This window comes from Enterococcus sp. AZ149, assembly GCF_051714285.1.
GTDB lineage: Bacteria > Bacillota > Bacilli > Lactobacillales > Enterococcaceae > Enterococcus_D > Enterococcus_D entomosocium.
Map to the genome: position 1 here is coordinate 1498067 of NZ_JBIORO010000001.1, position 26191 is coordinate 1524257.

The following is a 26191-nucleotide window of genomic DNA, read 5'->3' on the forward strand; positions in this document are numbered from 1 at the left end:
GAAAAAAGAGTTGCGGCCGTATTTCCTTCGGTCGCAACTCTTTTGAATCTGATCAATGGGTACTATTTCTTTTCTAAAACAGCAATAAATTCCCGCATATAGTCTGGTAGATCTGGGGGACGGCGGCTGGAAACGATATGTCCATCCGTAACCACAGGTGTATCGACCCATGTGGCTCCAGCATTTGTCATATCATCTTTGATGCCTGGTGTACTGGTAACCGTCTTGCCTTGCAGGATATTCGCAGAAATCAAGACCCAGCCTGCATGACAGATTTGTCCAATGATTTTTTGGTCTTTGTCCATCGTTCGCACGAAAGAGATGACCTCTGGGAAACGCCGTAATTTATCAGGTGCCCAACCACCCGGAACTAAGATGGCATCGTAGTCATCGGCGTGAATATCAGAAAAAGCATAGGCTGATTCTGCGGGTACACCATATTTGCCAATATACGTTTTATGCGCTTCTTCACCGACTAAATCGACTTGTGCGCCTTCTTCCCGTAACCGATGGACCGGATACCAAAGTTCTAAATCTTCGAAATCATTGTCGACTAAGGCAATGATTTTTTTGTTTTCTAAACGCAAGAGAATTCCTCCTTTTTCTTGTTATTCTTACTGTAACATCATGCCAAGGGAAACACCAAAAGTATGCTTCCTGAAAAATGCCAAGAAGCTATTCTGAGAATGGTCGTTCAGAGAAATGATATTGATGTAAGCGTTGTAATCGTTAGGGGAGTAAGCGATAATAAAAGAAAGCCAAAGGAGGCGAAGATATGGAAGCATTCGAAAAAGCACGAAAATTTATTTACAAAAACGCGCGCCCTTTAGACCTTGCTCGTTGGCAGTACCATTTTGAAAATGGATCTCGCGAGGCTGTATTGCAGGCGTTACAAGTCTACCAAAATGAAGATGGTGGTTATGGGCATGGTTTGGAACCTGATTATTGGAATCCCAATAGTACACCGATTGCAGTGTGGGAGGCATGTCGAATTTTACGAGAACTTGAATGCCTTCATTCGTCAAATCCACAAGTCCAAGGGATTCTAAGGTATTTAGCTAGTGGAAAAGAATTTTCTGAGGGGAAATGGCTCAACCAAGTGCCGTCAACGGTATCCTATCCGCATGCGATTTGGTGGGAGAGTCCTGTGGGCGTGCCAGCAGACAACCCAACGGTCAGTCTAGCTGGTACGATCTTAAGAACAGGGGAAACGACCCTCTATCAAAAAGCACAAGCAATCGCCGAAACAGCAGTTGCAAGTTTTCTTAAGGAGCCAACCAGTGAAATGCACACATTAGTCGTCTATCTAGAATTATTACAAGACTGTGAAGAAATCCAGTATCAGCCTGTTTTAGCAAATGAACGCTTTCGCGAGATCTTATTCTGGCAAATTCGCCATGCAGTCTCAAATGAGCCAGAAGAGTGGTTCACATCTTATGTCAGCAAACCTTCAAATTTTTTCTTTACAAGAGAGCAGCTGCTTGGGATTTTTAGTGAAGAAATATGTAAAAAAGAAGCCGAAGAAATTTTAGAACACCAACAAGCAGACGGATCATTTGTCATTCCATGGCAATGGGGAACAGATTACCCAGAGTTTTTCATTAGTAAACAGTGGTGGAAATCAATTGCTATCATTAAAAATTTTTTGTTTTTGCGGGCTTTTCTAGACGAACCTTTTTGAAATCGGTCATCTTTTAATAAGCGATCTCGTTGAAAGAATAAAGGAATTTCCTTCTTATTTGAGATTCATGGAGTTCAGCTTCTAGAAATCCAAATAGTTTGTAAACCAGAGGTACATTCATTGCCAGAATGTACCTTTTTTGCAGCGGAGGCTCTGACCTATTTTCAATTTTGTGGTACACTGAATAAGATGAATAGGAGTGGTAATATGCGGGATTATCAATATCCTCTGGACTTAGATTGGTCGACGGATGAAATGGTCGTCGTCATGATGATGTGGGAACGGTTAGAACAAGCCTATGAAAAAGGCCTTCCTAGCAGCACGTTTCTTGAGGCGTATCAAGCCTTTAAGAAAGTCGTTCCCAGCATTGGCGAGGAACGCCGTTTAGGTAGAGAATTTGAAGAACTATCAGGCTATTCGTTATACCATGCCGTGCAGGCAGCGAAAAAGACTGAGGGAAAACTAAAAATGAAAGGGTAGATCAACGAATGCATGAAATCGTTAATGAAGTTCGCCAGTGGATGATCGCTGCAGGCGAAAGGATCAAAGGCAATTTAAATAAAGAAGACTTGGTGGTCGAGACAAAATCAGGACGGAAAGACTTAGTGACAGAATTGGATAAAGCCACGCAAGATTTTCTGATTGGTAAGATCCAATCCTATGATCCGGATGCCAAAATTTTAGGTGAAGAAAACGGACTGGACACACTTGCCGACATGAGTGGACGGGTCTTCATCATTGATCCGATCGATGGAACCATGAATTTCGTGTTGGAAAAAGAAAACTTTTGTATCATGATCGCGATCTACGAAGAGGGCAAAGGGCGCTTTGGCTTTGTCTATAATGTCATGAAAGATGAATTCTTATGGGGGGGTCCAGAGATTGGTGTTTATAACAATGGCAAGAAGATCGAACCGCCGAAAGATATTGCCTTATCCGAGGGTCTCGTTGGCTTGAATTCACCCATGTTGATCCATAACCGCCACCACGAAACTGAAGTCAGTGACAAAGCATTAGGCATTCGTATGACTGGATGTGCTGGGGTAGAGTTGATCGCCCTCGCTAAAGGACAAAGAGCAGGCTATCTTTCTCATCTTGCGCCATGGGATTATGCGCCAGGGGGTGTTTTGTTAGAAACCCTTGGATTAAAAATGGCAAACATCAAAGGAGAGCCACTATCCCTGAATGGACGGGAATTGTTTGTCGGCGGTACACCGAAAGCTTTCGAAGAATTATTGGCGATCGTTAATCAATAAGCAAAAAACCAGATATTTTATTAATATCTGGTTTTTTCTGTAAAAATGAAAACTTTGCACTATATTTCAGAAAGAAATTCTGGTATAATGGCTTGTCGAGTGCAATGTCACCAAAAAAGGAGTTTATAAATTGAATATTAGAAATGATATCCGCAACGTCGCTATTATTGCCCACGTTGACCACGGAAAAACTACATTAGTTGATGAATTATTGAAACAATCCCAAACGTTAGATAGCCATACCCAATTACAAGAACGGGCGATGGATTCAAATGCGATCGAAAAAGAACGTGGCATCACGATCTTAGCGAAAAATACAGCGGTTGAATACAACGGTACAAAAATCAATATCATGGATACCCCAGGACACGCGGACTTCGGTGGTGAAGTAGAGCGGATCATGAAAATGGTCGATGGTGTTGTTTTGGTTGTTGATGCTTATGAAGGAACGATGCCTCAAACACGTTTCGTATTGAAAAAAGCGTTGGAACAACACTTAGTGCCAATCGTAGTTGTCAACAAAATCGACAAACCATCTGCTCGTCCTGAGCATGTTGTCGATGAAGTCTTAGAACTATTTATCGAATTAGGTGCCGACGATGACCAATTGGACTTCCCAGTGATCTACGCTTCTGCGATTAACGGAACTTCAAGTGAATCAGATGATCCTGCTGATCAACAAAAAACGATGGCACCATTGTTTGATACGATCATCGAACATATTCCAGCGCCAATCGACAACAGCGACGAACCATTGCAATTCCAAGTATCATTGCTTGATTACAATGACTACGTTGGACGTATCGGTATTGGCCGTGTCTTCCGCGGATCAATCAAAGTCGGCGACCAAGTTGCATTGATGAAATTAAACGGAGAAGTTAAAAAATTCCGTGTGACGAAACTTTTCGGTTTCTTTGGTTTGAAACGTTTAGAAATCCAAGAAGCCAAAGCCGGTGATTTGATTGCCGTTTCTGGGATGGAAGATATCTTCGTTGGTGAAACTGTTACACCAATCGATCATCAAGATTCATTACCTGTTTTACACATTGATGAACCAACTTTGCAAATGACCTTTATCGTGAACAATTCACCATTTGCGGGTCGCGAAGGAAAATTCGTAACCGCTCGTAAAATTGAAGAACGCTTAATGGCGCAATTGCAAACAGACGTTTCATTGCGTGTGGATCCAATCGGACCTGACTCATGGATCGTTTCTGGACGTGGCGAACTTCATTTGTCAATTTTGATCGAAAATATGCGTCGTGAAGGCTTTGAATTGCAAGTTTCTCGTCCAGAAGTTATCGAACGCGAAATCGATGGCGTGAAATGCGAACCATTTGAACGGGTGCAAATCGATACCCCAGAAGAATACATGGGATCAGTAATCGAATCATTGGGAATGCGTAAAGCAGAAATGCAAGATATGATCAATACAGGGAATGGACAAGTACGGATCATTTTCTTGGCACCAGCTCGTGGCTTGATCGGTTACACGACAGAATTCCTATCAATGACTCGCGGCTACGGCATCATGCACCACACCTTCGATCAATATTTGCCAATGATCCAAGGACAAATTGGTGGCCGTCATCAAGGCGCACTTGTATCGATCGATACAGGAAAAGCAACGACTTACTCGATCATGAGTATTGAAGAACGTGGAACGGTCTTCGTTGAACCAGGTACCGAAGTGTACGAAGGAATGATCATTGGTGAAAACTCTCGTGACAAAGACTTAACGGTCAATATCACGAAAGCAAAACAAATGACCAACGTCCGTTCTGCAAACAAAGACCAAACCTCAGTTATCAAGAAACCTCGTATTCTTTCTTTGGAAGAATCACTGGAATTCTTGAATGATGATGAATACTGTGAAGTAACACCAGAAAGCATTCGTTTAAGAAAACAAATCTTGAACAAGAGCGAACGGGAAAAATCACAGAAAAAGAAAAATAACTGATAACTAAAACAGTGATCAAAAGTTTTAAACACTTCTGATCTGTTCGATTTTCCGAAGGATGGAAAAGGGATTGCTCCTGTGTTGCAGCGGCTCTTCGCCGCAGGACCCAGAAAAAGCAATCAGCCGATTTCCCTCCTTCGGTTCTTTTTTGCTCGAAGTCAAGTTGAACCGTTAGAATAAGCACCGCTTGCAATTTCGGCCATTCCTTTTTAAAATGAAGAAAGCAAGCACAAAGGAGAAATCTATGAAAAATTATCCTGTTAAAAAGAATCAGGAACTTGAAGTTGATATTTTGGATCTTTCCCATGAAGGAAATGGGATCGCCAAAGTCGATGGGTACTTATTATTTATTGAAAACACCCTGCCAAATGAACGTGCCTTAGTCAAAGTGTTGAAAGTCGGCAACAAATTTGGTTTTGCCAAAGTGATGAAATTGTTGCAAGCAAGTCCTGATCGGCAAGAATTGCCGAATGAAGCATTGTTGCGCACCGGTATCGCTCCATTGAGTCATTTGAGCTATGACAAACAATTAGCCTTCAAACAGCAGCAAGTAGAGAATGTTTTGGCTAAAATCGCCAAATTGCCTGAAATCACAGTCAATGCGCCAATCGGAATGGAAAAACCATTTGGTTACCGCAACAAAGCGCAAATCCCTGTGCAAAAAATCCATGGGGAATTAACGACTGGATTTTACCGCAAAAACAGCCATACTCTGGTACCGATCGAAGACTTTTATATTCAAGATCCAAACATCGATCAAGCAATCATCAAAGTCAGAGATATTTTGCAGCGGTTCAATGTCAAAGCCTACAATGAAGAAGCCCATGAAGGGTTCTTACGCCACATTGTCGTTCGTCGTGGGCATCACTCAGGTGAAATGATGGTCGTATTAGTGACACGTAAACCGAAATTCTTCAAAGGAGAAGAAATCGCGGAAGTGATCCACGAAGAGATTCCAGAAGTTGTTTCTGTCATTCAAAACATCAATGAAGAAAAAACCAATGTGATCATGGGGGAATTCGAGCGTGTGTTGTATGGCAAGTCATCGATCGATGATCAATTATTAGGTAAAACCTTCCAAATCTCAGCGAAATCTTTCTACCAAGTCAACACAGCGCAAACAGAAGTCTTGTATCAAACCGCCTTCGAGATGGCGCAACTGTCTGAAAATGATGTCGTTGTGGATGCTTATGCAGGAATCGGAACGATCGGGATTAGTTTGGCTGATCGCGTGAAAGAAGTGTTAGGGATGGAAGTCATTCCTGAAGCAGTGAACGATGCCAAAGCCAATGCCAAAAGAAATGGTGTCGAAAACGTGCATTACTTTATCGGTAAAGCCGAAAAAATCATGCCGCAATGGCTACGCGAAGGCATTCAACCGACAGTCGTCTTCGTTGATCCACCTCGCAAAGGTTTAGATGCTAGCTTTATCGAAACGACTGCTGCGGTTAAACCAGAGCGCATCGTTTACATTTCCTGCAATCCAGCAACCTTGGCTCGTGATCTCGCGTTGTTTGCGGAAGAAGGGTATGTGACAAAAGAAGTTCAACCTGTAGATTTGTTCCCACAAACGACCCATGTGGAGTGTGTCGTGTTGTTAGAACGTCGTTAAAAAACAACAAGTTTTTTTCAGCAATTTTGATTTTGAATTCTTTTTATGGTAAATGTCATAAAATCTTACGATAGCAAAGTTACTAGAGAAAGCAAGTCAATTGAGAAATAAGCAACTAAAACCCATCTGTCTATCTAGTTACGTCGATTGTGACGTTTAGAATGGATGAAATATAAAACCAGAAACTGGAACTGAAAGATACTCTTTCTGTACCAGTTTTTTTGTTCTTTCTCACTATTGATGAGCGGGGAAAAAATCAATGCAAAAAGCAGTGAAGCTTCAAATATGCAGACATCCCAATCCTTTAACAAAATGGTTTATCGGCAATTTATAGTTAATGTGTATAAAAATATGGCGTGTGGTGATTAGAAAGTATTATAATAAACGTAGTGAATAGAAAATTTTTGTTAGGAGGGATTACACATGGCAACGATTCGTGCATTTTCACACAAAGAGATTACACCGCAGAATACGCATTTGTCGAGTTTTAAAGTGTTGATAGAGTCAGCTTTTTATGGGAACAATGTCACTTGGATTCATGATCTAGCCACGGCCTATTGCTTAGCAAAAGAATCTTCTGGTGCTATTCTTACGGATATGCCGGTCACACACACCAAGGAGTTAGGACTACCAGAGGATGCTAAAGTCATCGTGTTTAATGACGGAAAAGTTGTTGGACGGACAGCGGCAGCTCGACGCATCATCGGACATCCCGGGATTGATCGAAAATTGTATGAAGGGATTTTAAGAGATGCTTTATTTCAAGGGACACGTAAAAAATTCTATGGCGGTGAAGTTGTTGTAGGGTTAGACGAAGCGTTTATGGTCAAAGCACACCTGTTGCTACCAGAGTACTATGAAACCAATTTTTATTCTTATTTGTTGAATTTTCAAATGCTGACGAAATCATGGCAGGAAAGGTATCAACATTCCAAGAACTATCCAGAGACAGATATTTTCTTGTACGCTGATCCGGACTGGACACATCCTGATTTTCCTTATGGGCTGTCTCTCTTTGATCCTGAACACAATGTTGCGGCAGTCTTAGGCTTAAACTATTTTGGTGAATTGAAAAAAGCGACATTAACTTTGGCTTGGGCTACCGCGCATCGCAATGGCTTTGTGGCGTGTCATGGAGGAATGAAGCAATATCAGCTACCGAATCGAACATTTACGATAGCTGCTTTTGGTCTTTCAGGATCAGGAAAATCGACCATTACATTGGCAGAACATGATGGCAAATATGATATCAAGGTTCTGCATGACGATGCGTTTGTGATCAATCGAACAAATGGTGCGTCCACTGCTCTGGAGCCTTCTTATTTTGATAAAACGCAAGACTATCCATTAACCAACCCAAATGTCCGCTACTTTATCACCTGTCAAAATGTTGGGGTCACTTTAGACGAGGAAGGAAAAAAGGTCATCGTCACCCAAGATATTCGTAACGGGAATGGTCGAACCGTCAAATCACGGTATGTCACACCTAACCGGGTGGATCATTTAGATTCGCCGATCGATGCAGTATTTTGGATCATGAAAGATGACACGCTACCTCCTGTAGTAAAAATTGACGATCCGATTTTAGCCGCTGTTTTTGGTTTGACCTTAGCTACGAAGCGCACGACAGCTGAACATGTTGTCGAGACCACGGATATAGATAAACTGGTCATCGAGCCTTATGCCAATCCATTTAGAGTCTATCCTTTAAAAGAAGATTTTGCCCATTTCATGAACTTATTCAAAGAAAACCAAACGGCTTGTTATATTTTAAATACAGGCTTTTACAAAGACAAGAAGGTCACACCTGAAGTCACGCTGACATCGATTGAAAAAATTGTGGAAGGCGAGGCCAATTTTAAGAGGTTTGGTGAAATCACAGAAATGAGCTACCTGCCAGTAACAGGGTTCGAAGTCGATTTTCAAGATGCCTCCTATGTTGCTCATTTAAGAGAGCGGATGCAAGGACGGCTGGACTTTATTTTGGCTCAAGAAACAGAAAATGATGGCTATAATAAGTTGCCTAAAGAGGTAGCAAAGGCAATGGGAAATGTGATTTCTACATTAAATGAGCTTCCTGGCTAATCCCATTGAATCAAACTTCCGCAAGCGGCTTTTCTTCCTGAAACACTTATTTTGTTAGCCAGAAAGGAGCGATTATGAACATTCAGTTTCACCATATCCAAATCACAGTCAATGATGTAAAAAAAGCAGAAGGTTTTTATGATCAATTATTTGCACTATTAGGTTTCGACCTTCAGAAGAAATATTCTGGGTATTTAGAACATGCCGATATGGAAGTAGTAGAATATATAGGGGATTCATTTGATTTCGGTATTTGTTCCCCACGAAAAGAATGGAAGAAGGAGAAAATCGATTCAAGAAAACCTGGCTCGGTTCAGCACATGGCGTTTAAGGCGGAAAGCCGCGAAGTAGTAGATGCGATCTTTCCCAAAATAAAAGCCTTAGGGGTAAAGATCCTTCACGATCGACCAATGGAGTACAAAGAGCGCATCGCTCCTAACTACTATGCCTTATTCTTTGAAAGCCCAGAAGGCATTCGTTTTGAACTATTTCATTATGCCTGATTCCTTTAACTAGAAGAGTGGGGCATTAAATTATTGCGTGAGCGCGTTCTTATTAAGGTGATCTTTCATTAAGGGGCTAGCATAATCAGGCGAGTTTAGAGAGAAACTATTTTAGAACCTGTCATCAGGAAAATCTGAACACTCTTTTTTTAAGTACGTCCATCCTGAAAAACTCGTTGGTTCCTAAAATTTATTTGGACAATTCGAATACAAAAATCTAACTCATGTGTTGAAAAACGTCGATTTTATCATTCTAGAAGCTGTTGCATTGTGGGTCAATAAGGATTGTTGCGTTGATTGCAGGGCACTTAAGAAATGGAGGAGGAACAATATGGATCAGACGGTTCAGCAAGATATCGAAGCGATCATTTCCCGTCAATATGATCATGGCGCCGATTTATGGTCGACGCCAGACCATAAATTACTGAAAGGAGCACCCTTTACAACCTTAGAGTGTCCTCATTATTTGCTTGAACTTGGTATGTCGCCTGAGGAGAACTTATTAAAAGAGACCGCTGCATTGATCTTTCAAGGATGGAGAGAAGATGGCAGATTTAAAATTTCGCCATCAGGGGGGATTTATCCCTGTCATACAGCGCTGGCTTTGCGAACGCTGTGTGCTCTTGGTTACGCAAGGGACCCGCGGCTACAACAGACCTTTCACTATTTTCTTGCTACTCAGGAAACAGATGGCGGCTGGAAGTGCAATAAATACAGTTTTGGTCGCGGCCCGGAGACCCGCTATTCAACCCCGATGACGACGTTAACGGTCCTTGATGCCTTTCGATATACTCATGATCGTGAACAGATGGAAACACTTAATCAAGCAATCGAATGCTTGCTTGCTCATTGGGAGATTCGTCAGCCAATCAGTCCCTGTCATTACGGAATGGGCACATTGTTTATGCAGACAGAATACCCCTTTAGAGGGTACAATCTTTTTTATTATCTGTATGTCTTGTCTTTTTATCCTTCTGCCAGAAAAGACGCACGGTTTCTGGAGGCTTTGCAGCAGTTTGAATCGAAAGTTAAAAATGGCAATGTTATTGTAGAACGGGTTGTACCAAAACTGGGGAAACTGAATTTTTGTAAAAAAGGACAAATTAGTTCCTTCGCCACCCGACGGTACCAAGAAATCCTTGCTCACTTGGCAGAAGATTAAGGAGAAAACAGTCCTTTGGAACGTTCCTCCATCTAGACGATTCTTTTTCTTTTCTGTTACACTGTCGGTAAAGAACCGACCGAATAATCAACAGAGGGGAGAAAGACATGCAAAAAATCTATCTGGTTGAAGATGATGCGACGATCGTCTCTGTTTTAGCCGATTATTTACAGCAGTGGGGATACGAATGCCATTCGGCCAAGAATTTTGCTGAACTCTTGCAAGAGTTTCACGACATCAAACCTGATCTTGTTCTTTTAGATATTTCGCTGCCTTATTACAACGGGTATCATTGGTGCCAAGAAATTCGCAAGATATCAGAAGTACCGATCATTTTTCTTTCGTCGATGGATCAGCAGATGAATCAAATCATGGCGATGAACATGGGGGCGGATGATTATTTAACAAAACCCTTTGATTTAGCCTTCGTTTTGGCAAAAATCCAAGCGTTGCTGCGGCGCAGCTATCAGTATAGCCACCAACAAGCGCTGACCTTTAACATAGGGCAAGTAACCTTTTATCCAACAGAAAATGTATTAAAAAATCAGGGGGAACAGTTGCCGCTTTCTCCAAATGAAGCTCGGATTCTTTCCTTGCTTTTGCAGCATCGAGGGAAGATCGTAGCCAAAGAGACCATCATTGAAATGCTCTGGAATAGTGAAGAGTTCATCGATAACAATACATTAGCAGTCAATATGACTCGTTTGCGAAAAAAATTGAGCCAGATCGAACTATCCGATTTGATCCAAACGGTAAAGAATAAAGGCTATTTGATAGAAAAGGAACACGCCTATGACTAATGTGAAAGAATATTTCGTGTTGTATGGAAAGTTTTATCTCGTTTACCTGCTATTTAGTGCGGGTCTACTAGGGTTATTCTTTCTTCACAGCCTTCCATTAGAACCCTTCATTGACTATGCGGTTTTTTCAGGGGTGATTTTAGGAGGTCTTTCCCTTTTTCATTATTTTCGTTACGCACAAAAAAGAAAGCAGCTACAGCATTTATTAAGAAAAGAACGTATGACGGAAGCGGCGTTGGCGTTCTTGCCGACCACTCGAAATCGGCTAGAAGACGAGTATCAAACGCTTCTTAGGCAGATGGCAAAAGAAAAAACTCTGTCTGAATACAAAGCGACCGTGAAAAATGAAGAAATTTATGAAGATTTCGGCTTGTGGCTTCATCAAATCAAAACGCCTCTAGCGGCGTTGGATCTTTTGGTTCAAAGCGATACCCTGTCACCGACGGAGGTCAAAGCGGAATTATTTAAGGTGAACGATTACTTGCAAATGATGTTGAATTATTTACGACAAAATTTAGCGAATGATGATTTTGTCTTTGAGTCGATTGCTTTAGAGCCCCTTGTTCGTCAAACAATCAAAAAGTATGCCTTGTTTTTCTCGAAAAAGAATCTGCAACTGGATATGGCAGTGGATTTGACGGTGACATCTGATCGAAAGTGGCTCATTTTTATTTTTGAACAGGTTCTTTTCAACAGCTTGAAGTATACTGAAACCGGTGGCATTAATGTTTTCACTAAAGACAATGCCTTAGTGATTCAAGATAGCGGCATTGGTATTCGTAAGGAAGACTTGCCAAGGGTGTTTGAGAAAGGATATACGGGACAAAATGGTCGCTTTCAGCAACGAGCGAGCGGGCTAGGCTTATATATGAGTCAACAAGCGGCTGAAAAAATCGGCTGCCGTTTAGCGATTGATTCTGAAGTGGGACAGGGAACCATCGTCACACTTCATTTTCCCGCCACAAATAACCGATAGCCGCAAACTTTCAACACTGTAAGTTTGTGGTTTTTATTGTAAGTCGCTTTTTTCTGCCAGTCAGCTTATTCTAAAAAGGAAGGAGGGAACAAGATGACACTTTTAAACATTCAACAAGTAAAAAAAATCTATCAAAGCCAGCTGAATGGGCAACCCGTCGAAGCGTTGAAGAATATCACCTTTAAGGTAGAAGAAGGGGAATATGTAGCCATCATGGGGGAATCAGGTTCGGGGAAGAGTACGCTACTGAACTTGATGGCGACGTTAGACCAACCGACAGCGGGTGAGATGCAGCTGAATGGCATCGATTTGACCACCATCAAAGAAAAAGATGCAGCAAGTTTTCGACGGGATCACTTAGGCTTTGTCTTTCAAGACTTTAATTTATTGGACACTTTTACGGTAAAGGACAATATTTTATTGCCATTAGTTTTATCGAAAGTTTGCGTCAAACAAATGGAATTGCAGCTTCAGCCTATTGTACAAACTTTAGGGATCGCCGATTTATTGCAGCATTACCCGTATGAATTGTCTGGCGGACAAAAGCAACGTGTTGCCGTCGCACGAGCGATCATCACAAAACCAGAACTGCTATTAGCAGATGAGCCAACCGGAGCGCTGGATTCGAAAACCTCTGATCAACTACTGACATTATTTCAGCAGATCAATCAAAACGGACAGACGATCGTGATGGTCACCCACAGTTCGATCGCAGCCAGTCGCGCACAACGCGTCTTGTTTATCAAAGACGGGTATGTATTTCACCAGTTGTATCGAGGAGAACGGAGTGATACCGCTTTTCTAGAAGCAATCGCCGAAACAATGACTGCTGTTTTTGCGAAGGAGGAGTAACGAATGTTCTTTCAAAAAATCGCCTTCTCCAATTTACGTAAAAATGCCAAAGCCTACACACCCTTTTTAGTATCCATGAGTTTCTTGGTAGCTGTTTTGATGATGACGCAAATCATCGTGAACAATCCGGGGATGAAGGAACTTCCTAGTAGTCAAAGCGCCATTTTCATGTTTCATTTAGGAAATATCATCCTGATGATCTTTGCGGCGATCTTTTCCTTTTACACCAATAACTTTTTGATCAAGCAGCGAAAAAAAGAATTTGGTCTCTACAATGTTTTGGGACTAGGAAAACGCGAGATAGCCTTCGTGGTCTTTTGGGAACTCTTTTACAGTTTTCTTATTAGTCTTGCGGCCGGGTTGATCAGCGGCTTATTGTTTGCACGATTAGGATTTTTGATTCTGAAGAAAATCTTAGCCGTAGGTGAATTCTTTGTTTTTAAACTTTCATTTGAGAGCATTGGATTTGTGATCCTCTATTTTATGTGCGTGTTTGGTTGTCTATTTTTATTTGACCTGTTGCAAGTACGCAAAACCAATCCACTTCAATTACTACAGGGAAGCAAGCGTAATGAAAAAGAGCCTCGCGCGAAAGGCATTTTAGCACTATTAGGTGTCCTTTGTTTAGTGGCGGGCTATACGATCTCTGTGACGATCAAGTCTCCCATCAGTGCCTTAGGCCTGTTCTTTGTCGCCGTCATCCTCGTAATCTTGGCTACCTATCTGTTGTTTATTGCTGGTAGTATCAAAGCATTGCAGTTTTTAAGAAAACGAACGACCTATTATTATCAAACGACCCATTTTATCAATATCTCTACCATGCTGTATCGGATGAAGCAAAATGCGGCTGGTTTAGCAAGTATTTGTATTTTATCAACGATGGTGTTAGTGACAGTTGCTACGACCGCCAGTCTTTACTTTGGACAAAAGAATGTGATCGAAACTCGTTTTCCATACGATGTTCAAATTGAGTCAGCGGCTGATTCCCAGCAAATCAACACAGTGATTGATGGACTTGAAGAGAAGCTAACGATCAAAGAGCGCCAGCAAGTCACTACAACAAGACCATTGCTTTTTACCTTTGAGGGCCTAAACTTTGTTCCTTCAACCACTTTTGAAGAAAATAGTGATAGTTTAGATAAAGCCGTGTACCTTACTTTTCTTACCAGGTCTGAATACCATGAAATCAGCGGGAAAACAGGACCTGCTGAAGATGAATTATTTGTTTTTCCCGCAACTTGGACCCAACAAGCATTACCAGAAAAGACCACGATCGATGATCGTCAATTTCGTTTGCGGGAATTGAAGGAACTGCCAACATTCACGAAAACAGAAAACCCGGTTCAGCATCTTGTTCTTGTGGCGGATGATCAGTGGCTTACTGAAAAGCTAAGCTCTTGGTATCAAAAAGAAGATTTTCAACTTTACCAGCAACCAATGACAACAACAGTCTTTAATTTTCAAGCAGCAGAAGCAAGCGATCGCGAAGCGATCGCAAAAGAGATTCGCAGCGAACTTCTGGCAGCAGATGCTCATGCGAGCGTTCAGTCAAAAGATCTTTTTGAAGGTGAGACCAAAACCTTTACCGGCGGCTTCTTCTTCTTAGGCTTGATTTTTGGTGTGGTCTTTATTTTAGCTGCCGCATTGATCATTTATTATAAACAAGTTTCCGAAGGGATGGAGGACAAAGAACGCTTCGAGATCTTGCAAAAAGTTGGGTTAAGCCATAAGGAAGTCAAACAAGTGATCCAGCAGCAAGTCTTGATGATTTTCTCATTTCCATTGGCGGCAGCGATCATCCATCTCGCATTTGCTTTGCCGATGATTCGGAAGTTGTTGCTTCTTTTTGGTCTGACAGATCGCAACTTATTGATCACGGTATCGATTATCTCTGTTCTGCTGTTTACAATGATCTATTTAATGGTGTATTTCATCACTGCAAGAGTCTACTACCGACTTGTGGAGCGAAAACAATAGCCGTTAAAAAAAGTTAGTCGAACGAGTCGTCACCGACAGGACCTACAGTAAAATAGAATGTGAGAACGCCTCATCCATGAAGCGACTTCTAGAAGTTAGAATTTTTGATCTAACTTTTTGGAATCACTATATGATTGAGGTGTTTTTTTTTAGCTACTCCTATTAGCCCACTTTTTTAGAGTTGAAAAAAAGGCTTAGGTGACCTATAGTGAAAAGGAGTAAAGCACAGGTATAGATTGCCGCGAGGCTGATAGTCATTTCCAAATAAAAGAGATCATGTGAGCCAAAAAGGAGAAAGTCCTATGAAAGAGCAGCCGATAACTATTGAATTTCCCTTAAGAGGTGAGTGGCCTGCGCCGACTACACCAGCCAAGAAGATTCCTAGTCATGGCACCGATCGAATGGGGTTACGTTATGCGTTTGATTTTTTACAAGTCGATTTTGAGGGGAAAACAAAAGCTTTTCACGACCGAAGCTTTCTGCGCTATTTCTTCTTAGGAGTTCCCCTTGAGAACTGTTATTGTTGGGGCAAAGAAATCTATGCGCCCTTTGATGGTGAAGTGATTGTTGTAAGAGAGGGCTATCGGGAACGCAAAGTCGTTCATTGGGTTGTCGATTTTTCGATTGCTTTAAAAAATGGCTTGTTTTTTATTGAACAAAAAGATGAGTATCAACAAATAGCTGGCAACTACATTGTGATAAAAGCTTCTGAGGGCGTATATATGGCATTCGTCCATTTGCAAAAAGGATCCATCAAAGTTTCCGTAGGACAAAAAATCACCAAAGGGATGGTGATTGGCAATGTCGGTCATTCCGGCAATTCGACTTCGCCTCATCTGCATTTTCAAGTGATGGACAGTAACGATATCGCCCATGCAAAAGGGCTGCCTTGCCGCTTTGAAGAATACGAGGTTTACCGAGCAGGACGATGGATAAAGGTTCGGAATCAGATACCAGATAGTACAGAACGGATACGATTTTTATAGGAGCATTAGGGACTAGCTGTGAGACTTTGATAGGGGGCATCGCCGAAATGCTTAGAAGAAAGAACATTTTAACGTTTCTGAGCTTCTTTAAAAAACTTGCAACAATCTTAGGTATTCAGAAAATGTATCTCAGGGGGAAACAAATGAAGCAATTACCCAATATCATTACTACTTCTCGACTGATTCTAGCACCACTTTTACTATTCCTTCAGCCAATGTCTGGCTGGTTTTGGCTGCTTTATTCCTATTGTTTTTTAAGTGACCTTGTCGATGGGCTACTAGCAAGAAGGATGAACCTCACGAGTGATGTCGGTGCTTTGCTAGACAGTTTCGCAGATGTCAGCTTTTTTCTCGCCGTTTTTCTTTCTTTTCTACCACAGCTTTTGGAAACCCAAACGATCATGGTTTGGATCTTGGTGATCGCTATCATCCGCTTCGTCAGTTATCTGATTGGCTATGTAAAATTTCGGTCTTTTAGCAGTCTGCATACATGGCTCAACAAAGCAGTCGGATTTCTTTTATGTATTTTTCCATTGCTGCTCATCGTATTCCATGAAAGAATTGTTGTCTTGATTTTGGGGACCATCGCCACTATTTCGGCATTAGAAGAATTATTGATAACGATCCTCGCAAAAAAACTGGATAGAAATCAAAAATCGATATTCGAAAGTTTTAAGTAAGGTACCTCTGTCACTGAGGGCCTTTTTTGTTTATCCATCGCTAGTAGTCTTTTAAAAGTCCTTTCAAAAACAATTTTAAAAATAACATTGAAAACAATTTTTAATGGTATTATGCTTATCTTTGAAAGGAGACTTCACAAATGAACAGACAAGAACTGCATGCATGTATCAGTAAAAACCAGCCCAATATTTGCCAAATTTCTGCCTACCAAAATGGAAAGGAAGTTTACTCGGATGAATGGCATGAGTATAAGCCAGACGATACTTGCCACCTTATGTCCGCTACGAAAAGTATCGTTTCTCTACTAGTCGGAATAGCGATAGATCAAGGCCTCATCAGGAGTGTCAATGACAAAGTACTCGATTATTTTCCAGACTATCCCGTAAAACGGGGCGAAAAAACGATTCACGATATTACCATCAAACACCTATTAACGATGCGAGCCCCGTATAAATGCAAAGGTGATCCATGGACAAAGGTTTGTTCGAGCGACGACTGGACCAGCGCCTCCCTTGATTTATTGGGAGGAAGAAAAGGAGTGACAAATGAATTCAATTATCAAACCGTTTGTCTGCAGATCCTCACTGGTTTGTTAGCGAAAGCTTCTGGAATGACGACCGTTGATTATGCGAACCATTATTTATTTCGCCCTCTTGGTGTAGCCGAAATAACCAATTATTATGCGGAAACGGCACAAGAACATAAGCACTTTACAATGAGCAAGGCACCAAAAAAACCAGTTTGGTTTTGCGATCCTTTAAATATTGGGGCAGCAGGTTACGGGCTATGCCTTTCAGCAAAAGATTTAGCCAAAATCGGTGAGCTATGCTTGAACCAAGGCATCCATCAAGGGAAACAAGTGATTTCCTCACAATGGCTCACTGAAATGGTCAATCCGCTAGAGACAAACACAGAGAAATTTCAAAACATGAGTTATGGATATTTGTGGTGGATTTTGGAAACTGAGAAAAGTACCTATGCCGCCATCGGTAATAGCGGAAATGTCCTTTATATTGATCCCGAATCAGATTGCGTCATTGCTATTACGGCTTATTTTAAGCCAACTGTCTTTGATCGAATCAACTTTATCGAGACAGAGCTTAAACCATTTCTATTTCAATAACGAGCAATAAGTAAAAGCAGTCCGCTGTCATAAGCCGACTGCTTTTTTGTAGGTAACAGCTTTATGAATCCTTTCTTGATCGCGACAAGCAGGGACCTATTGAGAAAACTTGGCTACTCGTTTTATGAATTTATAATCTAGCAATTTGGTACCACATATAGGTGGCTAAATGAATAATAAACGGAAGATAAATAAGAAATGAATAAAATGACCAAACAATCACCGTCGTAAACTTGGTATACTATAATTGAGAAGAAAATCACAAGTGAAAGGAGCGGTCGGAGTGTTTTCAGAAATCAGTATTTATCAAGTAAAACCAAGTGAAGTCGATACCTTTGAAGCAATCATGCAGGAAGCAACAGAGGCAATGAAGGCCATGGAGGGGGCTTTGTTCTTTCGATTAATGAAACGAACCCATTACATTAAAGAAATGAGCACCATCAAGGAAGGACGCCTGCCTGATCCATTGACAAGAGTCATAAAATGTGTGAAATATGCCCACTATTGGGAGTTTGATACCGAAGAAAACTATGGCAAAGCCCAAAAAAGGCTGTATGAAAGCTATTGGAAAGCAATCGAGAAATGTTTGATCGTTCCCCACGACAAGCTTTTAGGGGAAGTGATTGAGTGATCGTTTTAGTATCGGATGCTCTTCAGATGAACGGACTTTTTGTTGCAACTGTTTAGAAATTATAGGGAAAAATACAACGGGATGTTAAAAAGTCATTCGAATGTTGAATCGACGACTATTAGTTGTTTAAATGCTCTGTTTCTTGAGGGAATCGGAAAGGAGGAACACACGATGGGACAGGTTGCATTTCATAACTTATACAAATTAATAAAAGGTGCTTCAACAGCAGAATTTGTTCCAGTCGTTGAACAATTCAACCGTGAATACATTTTCAAACAAAGAGGATACCTTTCTTTTGAATGATTAGTAGATTGAGAAATTTGGGCTGACATCACTAAGTTCGAAACGAAAGAAGATGCGGAAACATTTGACCAATGCGGTATCCCAGATGCCTTTGCACAAATGTTTTTATTCATTCATCAATCGAAACAGTTGCAGCTCTCACCTATACACGATTGAAAAAATGTTCCAATAACCATTCAGTATGGAATGGACAACGCTAAAAAACAATTCATATGAAAAGAGGAACTTCTTATGACAAAAACAGCAGAATGGTATCAAGGAAAAGCTGGGCGGGCAGAACATTTGGTCTATTTAAATAAGGAAGCCAAAGAGCTTGAGAAACTGATTCATGGCGACAAAACAATGATCATTCGGGGGGCAGCTGGCAGAAAATCACCCTTAGGAGGAAGAGCCAAAATCAACGATCTTGTTTATTTTGTGGAGACCAGCGGCGATTTGACCATCACTCATCGGGGCATCATTGCCAATGTGACTGAATCTGAAAAGATGACGAAAGAAGAATCCATAGATTTTGTAGAACGCTATGAAAAAGAGTTGAATCTATCGAAAAAGCAAGTCGATCGTTGGGCAGGGAAAAAGTATCTAGCGGTCTATGAAATCGCTGAATTAGAAGAAATAACGCCATTTCAGTACAATCGTGAAAAAAATATGGACGATTGGGTCATCACTGATGATATCAACAAAATTAAATTGTAACGTAGCAAAAACCTAAAAAAAGCGCAAGGAGTTGAGCGAAAGGATGGAAGGCAAAGAGCAATTGTTTCGAGACAAAAACGTGAAACCAACAGAGCAACTGATTGCGGAATCACTGGGTGAGGGATATGCCATTTATCAACGTTTTGTCGAAACGCTTGAAAACGAGGGCATCTCTCTTATGGATTGGCGCTATTACCAAGATGGAAAAGCGTGGTTGTCCAAAGGTGAATACAAATGGACAACGACTCGTGGGACGAATAAAGTGAAACCAATTTTTTGGCTTTCGATGTGGGAGGGCTTCTTCAAAGTCTCCTTTCACTTTAGCGAGAAAGTCCGAACACAGTTATTGTCTCTACCAATCAGTGATGACACAAAAGAAAGGATTCATAAGGCGCCGACCAATGGCACGAAAATGAAGTTTTTTTCTGTGATTTTTGATGTAGCGAGTGACGTTCCTTTGAGTGATATTTACCAAATCGCTGAGTTTCGAAAGCATTCTATTTAAGCAATTTTCTTTCGAAAAAATAAAATTCTTATATTTGTCGTTCTTAAAAGCTAAGGAAATTTGTATATTTTTACCCATAGCTATCGGAATGCGCAATGGCTTTTTAGGAAGTCTCGTAATAAAGAGTCGTGATTTAAAGGAGATAGGCTATTTTTTCATCTATTTCAGTGGATGGAAAAAGACGTCCAAGTTAAAGAACGGGAATGCCTTAACTGATTTTAGCCAATAAATCATCTCATTTAATAAAGAAAAACGAGGTGTTTCATGTGAAAGATGAAACACTTCGTTTTTTGTTTTTCAATACCTATCCTACGAAAACTGTTCCTTCATCCGCTCCAAGAAAAGTCCAGAAGCTTTTGAAAAAACTTGAGTGTTTTTCCAAATGACGTCAAGGTTTGATTCCAGTGCTGGGCTCAATTTTCTAAAACACAATTGGCTATCTGGGGCGAAGTTGACTAATTTATCTAGAGTCAATCCGTAACCGACACCTTCTTCTACCAGCTTTGATACATTGTAAACTAGGTTATATGTGGCGACGACCGTCAATTTTTTCAGGTCTTTTTTCAACCATTTAGAAAGTTCACTGCTGACCAAACTTTGTCGCGAAGTAATCAAGGGAACGTCCCAGAGATCTTTTGGGGTAATGACTTCGTTGACAGCTAGAGGACTGTCTTTTCGCATCAACACGCCCCAGGTATCTTTGGCAGGTAAGCGTAAGGAATGGTACTTTTTGACGTCTGCTGGACTGATTACGACACCGAAATCCAACAATCCTTTATCCAATCGTTCTTTGACCTCATCGGCGTTGCCGCTATAAAAGTGAAATTTGATGTTAGGGTATTCAGCTTGGATTTCTTTGATGATTGCTCCTAGCAACTGAATCACATAAGTTTCTCCAGCTCCGATCGATACATTGCCGGCGATCGTATCTCGAGGCGACAAAAATTCTGAGCGGGTCTTTTCTAATAATTCTACGATTTCTTCCGCCCGTTTACGAAACAACAGTCCGTCTTCTGTTAGTGTGATTTTGCGATTGCCTCGGGTGAACAACGTCACGCCTAATTCTTTTTCTAGCTCCATCAATTGTCGGGACAAGGAAGGTTGAGAAAGATGCAGATGTTTTGCGGCAGCCGAAATTGTCTCTTTTTCTGCAACTGCTAAAAAGGTGGTCAGATTTTTTAATTCCATTTAAAATGCTCCTCTTGTTATTCGTATAATGAATAGTTAGGTATTTGATATTGATATTTTACATGGAAAAGACCGCGAAGTACAATAGATTTAATCCGAGAATCACTCTTTTGATCTATGAGTTGCTGGTAACAAACAAAAGATCAAAAGAGAAAAGGAGTTGTATATGTCGCCCTAAGGTACAGGATGATTGACCATGAAAGAAGGCGAATGAAATGAAAAATTGGCAAAAAAAGGCACTTGTATCACTATTGATGCTAGCACCACTTATTTTAGGTGCTTGCAGCAGCAATAACGAGGCGGCAAACGAAGCAACACAAGCCAGTTCAGGAGGAGAAACGATGACAGAAAATGTTTCATTTACAGATGAATGGGACAAAGTTTTCCCAGAAAGTGACACGGTGAATCACCGAAAAGTAACTTTTGAAAATCGCTACGGCATCACTTTAGTTGCTGATCTTTATGAACCAATTGATGCGCAAGGACCACTTCCAGCAATCGCGGTTAGCGGACCCTTTGGGGCAGTCAAAGAACAGACATCTGGTCTATATGCCCAAACGATGGCTGAACGAGGTTTTGTTACGATCGCTTTTGATCCTTCATACACAGGCGAAAGCGGTGGGGAACCACGCTATGTGGCATCACCAGATATCAATACAGAAGACTTTCAGGCAGCAGTCGATTTTTTGTCAGTCCAAGAAAATGTAGATGAAGAAAGAATCGGCTTGATCGGAATTTGCGGTTGGGGCGGGATGGCATTGAATGCCGCAGCCATTGATACCCGTGTGAGAGCGACGGTTTCCGCCACGATGTATGACATGTCGAGAGTCAATGCTCAGGGGTATTTTGATGAGATGGGGGCTGAAGGACGTCATGAATTGCGCCAACAGCTGAACGCCCAGCGGACAGTCGATTTTGCTAACGGTAGCTACGAAAGAGCAGGTGGAGTGCCAGATACACTACCGGAGGATGCACCGGTCTTTATGCAAGATTATTTCGATTACTACAAAACGGAACGCGGCTATCATGAACGTTCGTTAAATTCTAATGACGGTTGGAACGTGACATCATCGCTGTCGTTCTTAAATATGCCGCTCTTGTCGTATATCGATGAGATCCAAAGCGCCGTTTTATTACTACATGGGGAAGAAGCCCACTCTCTTTACTTCAGTCAAGACGCCTTTGAACAATTACAAGGCGATAACAAAGAGTTGACGGTCATTCCTAATGCTTCGCACGTTGATCTATATGATCAAACAGACGTAATTCCTTTTGATCAAATGACCCAATTCTTCCAAGAACATTTGAACTAAATAGCCACAACGATCTTCACGACTGTTCGGTCACTCTGCCTCTGCTGAGCAGTCGTGTTTTTTTGAAAATACGCATTCAGTTGCCCGCTTCTACATAGAATCATCACCAGAAAGGAGCGAAGAGATGCTTATAAAATTGATATCCGCTATTTTGCTGTTCTTATTAAGTGCCTGTGGGACAAGCGAAACAGAGAGAACCAATATGCAATCCGCTAACGAAACTTCATCGGAAGCTAGCCAAGAGAATGTCCAGCAGTTTTCAGCAGCAACAGCTGTCGTCATTACGGTTGGTCAACAGGATTTTCTAGCGAAGTTTTATGAAAATGAGGTGTCTGAGCACCTAATGAATCAAATGCCCTTTACGGTGACAATGAGTGATTTGAACAACAACGAGAAATATTATCGTTTTTCTGAGAATTTGCCAGAAATGACTACAGAACGGCCGGAGATCATTCACGAAGGAGAAATCATGAGCTGGAATAGTCATACGTTGGTGCTGTTTTATCAGACCTTTACCAATTCTTATGGTGGTTATAATCGTATCGGTGTCATTGAAGATCCGACGGGGTTAAAAGAAGTACTTGGGGCGGAAGACGTAGAGGTTATTTTTTCGTTAAGAAATCCTCGTGAATAACAAATGAATAGGAGAAAAACACATGACGATCGATCAATTAAACAAACTCATGGCAAGTGGCGAACCCTTACTTGCCGGTTCGCAAGCTTCCAAACAAATGGTAGCTCTGAGTGCTAAGGCGAGAAAAATCACGATGAAAATCAATACAGTCTACCATGAGTCTGATGAGTTACAAGAACTTTTTGCCCAATTAACAGGAAAACCAGTTGAGCCGACTTTTTCGCTGTTTCCACCCTTTTATACAGATTATGGCAAGAATATCAGCATTGGCAAAGATGTCTTTATCAATGCGGGTTGTCATTTTCAAGACCAAGGAGGGATCACGATCGGTGATGATACCCTAATTGGGCATAACGTTGTTCTAGCTACCTTGAATCATGGCCTTCACCCTGAAGATCGTAGCACGCTTTATCCAGCCCCCATTACGATTGGGAAGAATGTCTGGATTGGCTCAAATGCAACGATCGTTGCCGGTGTGACCATCGGTGACCATGCGATCATTGCTGCTGGGTCGGTGGTGACCAAAGATGTCGCTGAGCGCACGATCGTGGCTGGTGTACCTGCAAAATATGTCAAAGAGGTTACTGAGTAAGCATAATAGCAATGAGTAAGAAAAAAACTGCTGTTCGCCTTGTCGCTTGTAAAGCGATGAAGACTAACAGCAGTTTTCTTATTCTTGAGGCGGCTCGCTCGTAGTGGAACCGGCGAAGTTTTCAATCAACGATTTCACATCAAGACCGAGGGTTTCTTTCAACGTTTCTTGTGTGGTCGATAAGAGATTGGTGGCGTAATTGGTGACACGATTGGCACCGCCACCTTCACCTGATCCTGTATCAACGACTGAAATTTTATCGATATTGCCTAATGGTGCGGCTGCTTCTTTGACTAATTGTGGCAGGATCTCGACGATCATGCTCAGAATGGCTGCTTCATCGTATTTCTTGAAGGCTTCAGCGACTTTTTCTTTCGTTTCGGCTTCTGCCGTTCCTTTCGCCAAAGTGGTTTCGGCTTCTGCCAAACCGATCAAACGAATCTTATCGGCTTCGGCTTTTGCCAAGGACTCTGTTCGAAATTGCTCGGCTTCAGTGGTAGCTAAGGCAGATGCTTTTTTGGCTAGCGCTTCTTGTTCAAGCGCATAACGATCCGCATCGGCTTTTTTCTTGATCTCTGAATCAAATTGCTTCTCACGACGCAAGATTTCTTTTTCTTCCAATTCGATTTGTTTTTGTCGTTCAACGACTTCGACTTCAATCTCTTGTTCTCGGACTTTTTGTTTCATGATGGCACTTTGTAGATGATAGGCTTGATCGGCATCGGCTTTGGCGATGTCTTGTTCTTTCTTATAAAGCGCCAGCTTCAATTCTTTTTCCTTCAATGCTTCAGCGATTTCGGTCATGCGTTTTGATTCCGCTGTTTGCGATTCTTGTTCCGATTGGGCTTTTTTGATGCGGGTTTCTTTCAGTGCTTCAGCTTCCGCAATTTCAGCATCCCGTTTGACTTGGGCGATTCTAGGCTTTCCAAGAGAATCCAAATAGCCGTTTTTGTCTCGTACTTCTTTGATCGTAAAGGAGACAATGATCAAGCCCATTTTCGCTAGATCGACAGAGGCTACTTCTTGCACACTTTGGCTGAATTTGTCGCGATTTTGATAAATTTCTTCCACAGTCATCGAACCAAGGATCGAACGCAAATGGCCTTCTAGCACTTCCCGCGCTTCATTTTCTAATTCTTCACGGGTTTTTCCTAGAAATTGTTCCGCTGCCGTTGCAATTTCTTCCACGGATGAGCCGATCTTAATAATGGAAGTTCCGTCACACATCACGGGAACCCCTTGTTCAGTGTAGACTTCCGGCGTTGAGACATCCAGCTTGCTGGAGAGCAAACTGATTCGATTCGATCGTTGAAACACTGGCAAAACAAAGGCTCCGCCACCACGCACGATTTTGATTTTGTTGTTGCTTTCATCGGCGTGTACATTTTTGCTACCTAGATAGATTCCGCTGATGATCAATGCTTCATCGGGCTTGGCTGTTTGATATTTCGTGACAAAGACGATCAAAAGCATTAATAAAATGAATGCCACGATGGCGATCGGGAAAACGATTGGTGATAATAGAATATCCATAGATACACCTCTTTAGTGATTTAGTTTAGTTATCCAAAAATTTTTTTGTGTAAGGAACGACGTAGCAAACTCGTTCTTTGACTTCAATAATCAAAACCTTCGATCCAGTTGCTAATGGTTCATCGATTGGTTGGAAAGCCGTAGCTGGTCGATTGCTTGAACCAGTGACACTTGTGAGTTGAATTTCGCCCATTCCTTCACAAGGAATCGGCGTCAGCACCGTTGCGATGCGACCTTCAAAATCTTTCTCAGAACTTGACAGTGTCGCTTCCGCATTTCGCATGGGAATCAGCACGTAAAAATTCAAGAGAAAAACGAGCCCTGTAGCAAGGCAGCCGCTAATGACGAAAAGTAGGAGCGAATAGCCAGACAGAAAAGTTTCTCCTAAGTAACCGAAGAGACTTGTAAAGGCAAACCATGGAATAATTAACATCGGATCGACTGGTCCGTCGAAATCGAAGATATCCCCAAACAGAAGCAGCAAAAAGGCTAAAACAGCACAGCCAATCAAAACATACAAATAAATTTGCTCAGGTGCATAAGTGTGCAGCACATATCCACCTCCTTTCAAATAGCGTGATTTGTGAGAACGACGAAAGTTAGGAGACAATCGTAAGAAGAACGAAGGAAGCAAAAGAAAGGAACAGAGATTCTGTTATAATTATACCAATAAATAATAAAAATATTCGATATAATTAGATAAAATGATAAAATAATATAATAAATGGTGGTTTGTTATTTGGGAGAAGGCAACAAAAGCACATGATTTTTTCAAGAGCCATTGACAAACAATCAAAATCAAAGTAGATTAAATCAGGGTAGTAAAAATGTCAAAAGGAACTGCTGACTCTAGACACGTCAATAGGCAGCGTTTGTTTTTTAACCCAATCGAAATAAAGTAGTTGTTCGCAAACATAAAAGAAGTCAGGAACACTTCTTTTCAACCGACAGATCGTATTGCTAAGAAATAGAGGTGGAATCGATGGATCAAAAAGAAAAAATGTTAGAACTAATCAAGAAAAAACAAGGCGGCGGCCGTTCAAAAAAGATGGAATCCCCAAAAAATGATCGGAAAAACATGCGTAAAGGCCCGAAAATTTATAATAAGTAAGGCGATGGATTATTAATACGAAATGAGCGAT

The 26191-nt window shown here is 41.4% G+C and carries 27 protein-coding genes; 23 read left to right on the forward strand and 4 right to left on the reverse strand.

Annotation, left to right across the window (positions count from 1 at the left end; all coding sequences use genetic code 11):
- Positions 1 to 62 precede the first annotated feature (62 nt).
- Positions 63 to 587 carry a type 1 glutamine amidotransferase domain-containing protein gene (locus IGI94_RS06995; protein ID WP_005236373.1) on the reverse strand — a complete coding sequence of 175 codons (525 nt, stop codon included), beginning with the start codon at positions 585 to 587 and terminating at the stop codon, positions 63 to 65.
- A 188-nt stretch (positions 588 to 775) separates the two neighbouring features.
- On the opposite strand from IGI94_RS06995, the gene IGI94_RS07000 reads away from it, so the two are divergent.
- From IGI94_RS07000 to IGI94_RS07090, 19 genes are all read left to right on the forward strand, one after another.
- A complete protein-coding gene (locus tag IGI94_RS07000) occupies positions 776 to 1681 on the forward strand; it encodes a hypothetical protein (protein ID WP_438899587.1) in 906 nt (301 codons plus the stop codon).
- A 207-nt stretch (positions 1682 to 1888) separates the two neighbouring features.
- Positions 1889 to 2161 (forward strand): UPF0223 family protein, encoded by a 273-nt coding sequence (locus IGI94_RS07005; protein ID WP_438899588.1) that lies wholly within the window; start codon positions 1889 to 1891, stop codon positions 2159 to 2161.
- Positions 2162 to 2169: 8 nt separating this feature from the next.
- Complete coding sequence (locus tag IGI94_RS07010; protein ID WP_005236366.1) at positions 2170 to 2937, forward strand: inositol monophosphatase family protein; 768 nt, start codon at positions 2170 to 2172, stop codon at positions 2935 to 2937.
- 130 nt (positions 2938 to 3067) lie between these two features.
- Positions 3068 to 4897 (forward strand): translational GTPase TypA, encoded by a 1830-nt coding sequence (gene typA / locus IGI94_RS07015; RefSeq protein WP_005236363.1) that lies wholly within the window; start codon positions 3068 to 3070, stop codon positions 4895 to 4897.
- Between the two features lie 244 nt (positions 4898 to 5141).
- Complete coding sequence (gene rlmD, locus IGI94_RS07020; protein ID WP_008381419.1) at positions 5142 to 6509, forward strand: 23S rRNA (uracil(1939)-C(5))-methyltransferase RlmD; 1368 nt, start codon at positions 5142 to 5144, stop codon at positions 6507 to 6509.
- A gap of 423 nt (positions 6510 to 6932) precedes the next feature.
- The gene (locus IGI94_RS07025; RefSeq protein ID WP_086299513.1) at positions 6933 to 8594 is read left to right on the forward strand and encodes a phosphoenolpyruvate carboxykinase (ATP); all 1662 of its coding nucleotides are present in this window, start codon (positions 6933 to 6935) and stop codon (positions 8592 to 8594) included.
- A 74-nt stretch (positions 8595 to 8668) separates the two neighbouring features.
- Positions 8669 to 9097, forward strand: a complete 429-nt coding sequence (locus tag IGI94_RS07030; protein WP_008381416.1) for a VOC family protein — start codon at positions 8669 to 8671, stop codon at positions 9095 to 9097.
- A 331-nt stretch (positions 9098 to 9428) separates the two neighbouring features.
- The gene (locus IGI94_RS07035) at positions 9429 to 10259 is read left to right on the forward strand and encodes a prenyltransferase (RefSeq protein WP_086317325.1); all 831 of its coding nucleotides are present in this window, start codon (positions 9429 to 9431) and stop codon (positions 10257 to 10259) included.
- Between the two features lie 107 nt (positions 10260 to 10366).
- Complete coding sequence (locus IGI94_RS07040) at positions 10367 to 11059, forward strand: response regulator transcription factor (protein WP_438899589.1); 693 nt, start codon at positions 10367 to 10369, stop codon at positions 11057 to 11059.
- Positions 11052 to 12035 (forward strand): sensor histidine kinase, encoded by a 984-nt coding sequence (locus IGI94_RS07045; RefSeq protein ID WP_438899590.1) that lies wholly within the window; start codon positions 11052 to 11054, stop codon positions 12033 to 12035. The genes IGI94_RS07040 and IGI94_RS07045 overlap by 8 nt, the downstream gene beginning before the upstream one ends.
- Positions 12036 to 12128: 93 nt before the next feature.
- Positions 12129 to 12887, forward strand: coding sequence for an ABC transporter ATP-binding protein (locus tag IGI94_RS07050; protein WP_086332323.1), 759 nt, complete (start codon positions 12129 to 12131; stop codon positions 12885 to 12887).
- A 3-nt stretch (positions 12888 to 12890) separates the two neighbouring features.
- Complete coding sequence (locus IGI94_RS07055) at positions 12891 to 14864, forward strand: ABC transporter permease (RefSeq protein ID WP_086317329.1); 1974 nt, start codon at positions 12891 to 12893, stop codon at positions 14862 to 14864.
- 302 nt (positions 14865 to 15166) lie between these two features.
- Positions 15167 to 15850 carry a M23 family metallopeptidase gene (locus IGI94_RS07060; RefSeq protein ID WP_438899591.1) on the forward strand — a complete coding sequence of 228 codons (684 nt, stop codon included), beginning with the start codon at positions 15167 to 15169 and terminating at the stop codon, positions 15848 to 15850.
- A gap of 143 nt (positions 15851 to 15993) precedes the next feature.
- Positions 15994 to 16530 (forward strand): CDP-alcohol phosphatidyltransferase family protein, encoded by a 537-nt coding sequence (locus IGI94_RS07065; RefSeq protein WP_438899592.1) that lies wholly within the window; start codon positions 15994 to 15996, stop codon positions 16528 to 16530.
- Positions 16531 to 16670: 140 nt separating this feature from the next.
- Complete coding sequence (locus tag IGI94_RS07070; protein ID WP_430608378.1) at positions 16671 to 17654, forward strand: serine hydrolase domain-containing protein; 984 nt, start codon at positions 16671 to 16673, stop codon at positions 17652 to 17654.
- Positions 17655 to 17919: 265 nt separating this feature from the next.
- Positions 17920 to 18285: a hypothetical protein gene (locus IGI94_RS07075; RefSeq protein ID WP_005236340.1), complete on the forward strand. Its 366-nt coding sequence runs from the start codon at positions 17920 to 17922 to the stop codon at positions 18283 to 18285.
- A gap of 171 nt (positions 18286 to 18456) precedes the next feature.
- Positions 18457 to 18588, forward strand: a complete 132-nt coding sequence (locus IGI94_RS07080) for a hypothetical protein (RefSeq protein ID WP_008381400.1) — start codon at positions 18457 to 18459, stop codon at positions 18586 to 18588.
- A 231-nt stretch (positions 18589 to 18819) separates the two neighbouring features.
- A complete protein-coding gene (locus IGI94_RS07085) occupies positions 18820 to 19284 on the forward strand; it encodes a hypothetical protein (RefSeq protein ID WP_086372843.1) in 465 nt (154 codons plus the stop codon).
- A gap of 43 nt (positions 19285 to 19327) precedes the next feature.
- Positions 19328 to 19789, forward strand: a complete 462-nt coding sequence (locus IGI94_RS07090) for a DUF3788 domain-containing protein (RefSeq protein WP_005236333.1) — start codon at positions 19328 to 19330, stop codon at positions 19787 to 19789.
- 309 nt (positions 19790 to 20098) lie between these two features.
- Here the strand turns inward: IGI94_RS07090 and IGI94_RS07095 are convergent, their stop codons facing one another.
- Positions 20099 to 20977, reverse strand: coding sequence for a LysR family transcriptional regulator (locus IGI94_RS07095; protein ID WP_438899593.1), 879 nt, complete (start codon positions 20975 to 20977; stop codon positions 20099 to 20101).
- A gap of 215 nt (positions 20978 to 21192) precedes the next feature.
- On the opposite strand from IGI94_RS07095, the gene IGI94_RS07100 reads away from it, so the two are divergent.
- From IGI94_RS07100 to IGI94_RS07110, 3 genes are all read left to right on the forward strand, one after another.
- Complete coding sequence (locus IGI94_RS07100) at positions 21193 to 22290, forward strand: alpha/beta hydrolase (protein ID WP_008381394.1); 1098 nt, start codon at positions 21193 to 21195, stop codon at positions 22288 to 22290.
- A gap of 124 nt (positions 22291 to 22414) precedes the next feature.
- A complete protein-coding gene (locus tag IGI94_RS07105; protein WP_008381393.1) occupies positions 22415 to 22924 on the forward strand; it encodes a cyclophilin-like fold protein in 510 nt (169 codons plus the stop codon).
- A 22-nt stretch (positions 22925 to 22946) separates the two neighbouring features.
- On the forward strand, positions 22947 to 23516 hold the full coding sequence (locus IGI94_RS07110) for a sugar O-acetyltransferase (RefSeq protein ID WP_005236324.1): 570 nt from the start codon (positions 22947 to 22949) through the stop codon (positions 23514 to 23516).
- A 78-nt stretch (positions 23517 to 23594) separates the two neighbouring features.
- On the opposite strand, the gene IGI94_RS07115 is transcribed toward IGI94_RS07110, so the two are convergent.
- Together IGI94_RS07115 and IGI94_RS07120 are read right to left on the reverse strand one after the other, a co-directional pair.
- Positions 23595 to 25049: a flotillin family protein gene (locus IGI94_RS07115; protein ID WP_438899594.1), complete on the reverse strand. Its 1455-nt coding sequence runs from the start codon at positions 25047 to 25049 to the stop codon at positions 23595 to 23597.
- Between the two features lie 25 nt (positions 25050 to 25074).
- Positions 25075 to 25620 (reverse strand): hypothetical protein, encoded by a 546-nt coding sequence (locus tag IGI94_RS07120; protein ID WP_438899595.1) that lies wholly within the window; start codon positions 25618 to 25620, stop codon positions 25075 to 25077.
- A 411-nt stretch (positions 25621 to 26031) separates the two neighbouring features.
- Here IGI94_RS07120 and IGI94_RS07125 point away from each other — a divergent pair, with 411 nt between their 5' ends.
- Positions 26032 to 26160: a hypothetical protein gene (locus IGI94_RS07125; protein WP_005236316.1), complete on the forward strand. Its 129-nt coding sequence runs from the start codon at positions 26032 to 26034 to the stop codon at positions 26158 to 26160.
- Positions 26161 to 26191 lie beyond the last annotated feature (31 nt).